General features: G+C 36.9%; 6 protein-coding genes. 3 read left to right on the plus strand and 3 right to left on the minus strand.

The annotated features are described in order from the left end of the window. A partial coding sequence (locus tag RLO81_RS12235; protein ID WP_350111893.1) for an RNA polymerase sigma factor occupies positions 1-304 on the minus strand: 304 nt, incomplete at its 3' end. A gap of 184 nt (positions 305-488) precedes the next feature. Between RLO81_RS12235 and RLO81_RS12240 the strand changes: the two genes are divergently transcribed. After that, positions 489-764 carry a hypothetical protein gene (locus RLO81_RS12240; RefSeq protein WP_350111895.1) on the plus strand — a complete coding sequence of 92 codons (276 nt, stop codon included), beginning with the start codon at positions 489-491 and terminating at the stop codon, positions 762-764. 115 nt (positions 765-879) lie between these two features. Here the strand turns inward: RLO81_RS12240 and RLO81_RS12245 are convergent, their stop codons facing one another. Continuing rightward, positions 880-1,743, minus strand: a complete 864-nt coding sequence (locus RLO81_RS12245; RefSeq protein WP_350111897.1) for a toxin-antitoxin system YwqK family antitoxin — start codon at positions 1,741-1,743, stop codon at positions 880-882. A gap of 348 nt (positions 1,744-2,091) precedes the next feature. Further along, positions 2,092-2,649, minus strand: coding sequence for an RNA polymerase sigma factor (locus RLO81_RS12250; protein WP_350111899.1), 558 nt, complete (start codon positions 2,647-2,649; stop codon positions 2,092-2,094). A 111-nt stretch (positions 2,650-2,760) separates the two neighbouring features. Between RLO81_RS12250 and RLO81_RS12255 the strand changes: the two genes are divergently transcribed. After that, on the plus strand, positions 2,761-3,303 hold the full coding sequence (locus tag RLO81_RS12255; protein ID WP_350111901.1) for an ExbD/TolR family protein: 543 nt from the start codon (positions 2,761-2,763) through the stop codon (positions 3,301-3,303). Positions 3,304-3,310: 7 nt separating this feature from the next. Beyond that, complete coding sequence (locus tag RLO81_RS12260; protein ID WP_350111903.1) at positions 3,311-3,760, plus strand: ExbD/TolR family protein; 450 nt, start codon at positions 3,311-3,313, stop codon at positions 3,758-3,760. Positions 3,761-4,006: the final 246 nt, after the last annotated feature.

Here is a 4,006-nt window from a genome sequence, read left to right on the forward strand (position 1 = left end):
GTTTTAACCTAAGTTTAAGTCTGCTGATTTTTGTGGCCACATTGGTTTTTGTAATTCCCAATATTTCCGCCATATCATCGTAGGATTTATCTTCTAAATACAACAGCATCAGTGCCTTGTTCAATTCATTTAAATCATTAATGAATCCGTGTAACCGTTTTATATTAAGATCCAACTCCGGATCGTACTCATTATCATCCGATACACTAAAAATTAATTCTTCGTTGTAGAAATCATTTTTAGCAGGCCATTTTTTCTCTATTCGATAAAAGGATATAGCAACATTGAGGGAAATTCGATACATCCAGGTAGAATACTTATACTCAGGATTGTATTTGTCAAATGAATTCCATAATGAATGATTATCTCTTGCTCCAAATCATTCCTGTCTTCTTTATTTCTGCAATACGAATTGACGACTTTATAGATGATTTTTTTATGTCTATCTATAGTTGCCAGGAATTCGTCTTCTTTACTCGCCTTCATCGATGGCATTATTCTTTAATGTAATTTTTCATGGCTTGAACTTTGACGTTCAGATTATTATTCGCAGAAATTCTAAAAAATCACACTTTACAAAATCTCAATATTTGATTTTATTTAATTCCAAGAATCTGAACTGTCATGAAATGTTGGGAATGACAGCCAAACCAAATATGGCGCTGTGGCCTCTAAGCTTAACTAAGGGTGATAAAAGTAGTTTATCTGTCGGTGCATTCAAAGCCAGGCCGCCGGGAGGCAGCTATCAGATTGGCACTGCGTAATGAAGATATAAGAAAGCACTTCAGTTTCCTGGTGGCAGATAAGCTGGATATTTTGTAGGCTCTTTGCAGATGGCTAAGTAAGGCCATGCGCCATCATCGTTTGTTTGCGACAGATTTATTGCAATTCAAATTTCATTGGAATAGTTACCCCAATATCTTGACAGACATGATGTGCTTGTAAGTTCTTCTTTGCGAGTTCGAGTTTATCAATGAATTGATCTTCAATTCCGTAACCAAGTTCGTTAATGAGTTCATAGGTGAGATCACAACCACTAGTCAGGTTAATCTTAATGAAAAGTGTTCCTTCAATCTGATTTCTTCGTGCTTCGGATGGATAAATGGCATCACAGCTAGTGTTAACATGGGTTGTGTCAATGTTTCCATTAGAGTCTTGAGTTACCAGAGTGTTCACTGAAAATATCCCCAGGAATATATTATTAATTGACTCAGTTTTGAAAATAACTCGATTATCTTGATACTCAGTTGAGGAGATTAAATATGGTTTGTTACACTGGTTCAGATCATAGGTTTTCCATGTTCCTAACGACTCTCCATTCTTGGTTTTTTGGATTGATTTTAGTTCTCCATTCGTAAAATAAACATTGGTCGTTAAAATAGAATCTTTCAATTCCTTGAGCACTTGTCCTTTGGTGTCGAACTTAATATAGGATGTTTTAACCCCATATTCAAAGTAACCTTGCTCGTCTATTTGACCGTTCGATCGATATACCTCAAATGCCCCATGATAGATTTTTTTCTCGGGTTTGATTACAAAATAGTGACTCTTGATCGTTTTGGTATTAGGATAGCGTTCCGTTACCTCCATCAACTTTGGTTGTCCAAGAGTTACCAATGGAGTAAACCCGATCAATATTAAAAGTAGCTGTCTCAATGTGGGATAGTTGTTGCTAACAATCAAAATAACCCTATTACTGTTATTCCTTATTCTCTTTTTTAAGATAACTAACTCTAAATCCATGCTTTACTCATTTTTAAGCGACAATCAACGTTTGAAACGAGTAAATGCAGATGCGTTATCTGTATTATCCATCTAAGATACGGTTTTTTGTGATTTGAAAAATATTTTTTGAAGATGATGGTTTTGCCTATTTGAAGGTGTGATTTAGGTTTCCAAACAGATAGTCGAATCTACAAATAGACACTGTACAAAATTATCCCAAGGATAATCAAAGATCCAATCAGCACTAAAATGATTCTTGAGCTGGTTTCCCACCTTTTTCTGGAAGCATACATTTTATGGAACTCATTGAAATCCTTATGTCTGCCCGAAATCCCCTGCTCAAACAGGTTTCTTCTTATGCTGAATCTATACCTTCTCATATGCTTCTTCCATTAACGTTTTAATTCTCTCCAGCAGACGATATAGTCGCATTTTGATGGTTCCTTCTTTTTCTTTTAGCAGAATGCTTATTTCTTTAAATCCTTTGTCTTCAAAAAACCTAAGCTCGATCAGTCTTAGTTCCTCGGGACTCAGTGTTTCAAATAGTTTAATCAACAGATCTTCACGTGGGTCAACTTTGATGCCCAGGTCGGGGACCTGTCGAATTTTGTCCAGTTCAATGATAAAATGAATGGGCTTATTCCTGAAGTGTTTTCTCAATTCATTAGTTGCGATTGTATAAAGCCAGGCACCAAAGGGTTTATTTTGGAATTTGAATCGCTTAATACCGGAAAGTGCGTTGTAAAAAGTCTGCGAACATAGCTCAGAAGTCAACGTCACGTCTTCTGTCCGTCGGTAAAGGAATCTAAATATCTGTTCATAATATTTATTGTAGAGTGGTTCGAAAGATTTAGGATCCTTCTTAGCCATTTCTATCCATAAAAATTCCTTTTCGAGTTCGTTATCATCATTTTCAGCAGGCAAAGTGTTTTATAATATATAATGAGAAAACGTATAAAAAGTCACATATGGTGTTGATGAGGAGAAAGATTTTGTGACTTTTTAGCCTGATCCGGATTATCCTTATAAAAAGCCATGAAGTTCACCAAGTCCAGAGAGGTAAGTATACCCACTAGTTCAATGGCAGATATTGCCTTTTTATTGCTCATATTTTTTCTTGTTTCTACCACCCTACTTCAGGAGCGAGGTTTGATGATGAAGTTACCTCCTGAGCCAGAGGAACAGTCCATGATCAGGATACATGACAGGAATTTATTTAAAGTACTTATCAACAGTCAAAACAATTATTTGATCAATGATGAAATACGACAGGATCTCGCAGGAGTAAAAGAGGAGGTCAAAATGTTTGTCTTAAACAACGGAAAGAATCAGAAGCTTTCTGAGAACCCGGAAAAGGCTGTGGTTTCAATCAAAACCCAAAGAGGCACGCACTACAAGTATTTTATTGATGCATTGGACGAAGTGAAGGGAGCCTATTATGAGATCTATGGTGACAATGTAGGATTAACTTCTGAAGAATTCCGCAGCTTAAACAGCCAATATCCTAATCAGGCAGCATTAATGGAAAAGGCGAAGGCCGGTATTCCAATGAATATTTCGATTGCAGAACCTAATTGATACTAAGATGAGCAGATTCAAAAAAACAGTCAAGAATAAAACTGAAATCACAACCGCATCATTACCGGATATTGTCTTTCTATTGCTTTTCTTTTTCATGGTATCAGCTACCATCAAGACCAAAGATAAAATGGTTGAAACTCAGTTGCCGGAAGCCAAGGAAATGACCAAAGTGGAGATGAAAACTCTCATAAGAGAAGTATCGGTTGGCAAGCCAGTGGCTGCTGATTTTGGAAACAATCCTAAAATATCAGTCGGTAACAGACTGATCGAACTCGATGAGATTGTTCAATGGGTAATTGCTGAGAAGGAAACGTTACCAGAAGCATATAAAGACCAGATAATTATACTTCTAAAGGCTGATGAGGAGGTACAAATGGGGTTGATCTCAGATGTTCAGCAAAAATTGCGCAAGGCAAATGCTCGAAAAATACTTTTCAGAACTTTGGATGAGTAGTGTGGGATTGAGGTAGGGCAGGCATAGATACAGGTAGAGGAAGAAAAATTCAAATCGACCGGAAGAAACTTCCGGACTAGAAATGGGAGGAACCAGGGTGATCAAACATCAAAATCGTCATTCTGAACGGAGCTACTGGAAACGTTTTACAAAGGAAAGCTTCCAGCAGTTCGCGTAGATCATGAAGTGAGACAAGTCGATTGTGAAGTGAAGGATCTTAGCAATTTAGATGGAACTAATTCTAGT

This window comes from Fulvivirga sp. (genome assembly GCF_040220315.1).
Taxonomy (GTDB): domain Bacteria; phylum Bacteroidota; class Bacteroidia; order Cytophagales; family Cyclobacteriaceae; genus Fulvivirga.

Coding starts and splice junctions, on each gene's coding strand:
- RLO81_RS12240 (WP_350111895.1), top strand. CDS start 489: ATGGCATTATTCTTTAATGTAATTTTTCATGGCTTGAACTTTGACGTT.
- RLO81_RS12245 (WP_350111897.1), bottom strand. CDS start 1,743: ATGGATTTAGAGTTAGTTATCTTAAAAAAGAGAATAAGGAATAACAGT.
- RLO81_RS12255 (WP_350111901.1), top strand. CDS start 2,761: ATGAAGTTCACCAAGTCCAGAGAGGTAAGTATACCCACTAGTTCAATG.
- RLO81_RS12260 (WP_350111903.1), top strand. CDS start 3,311: ATGAGCAGATTCAAAAAAACAGTCAAGAATAAAACTGAAATCACAACC.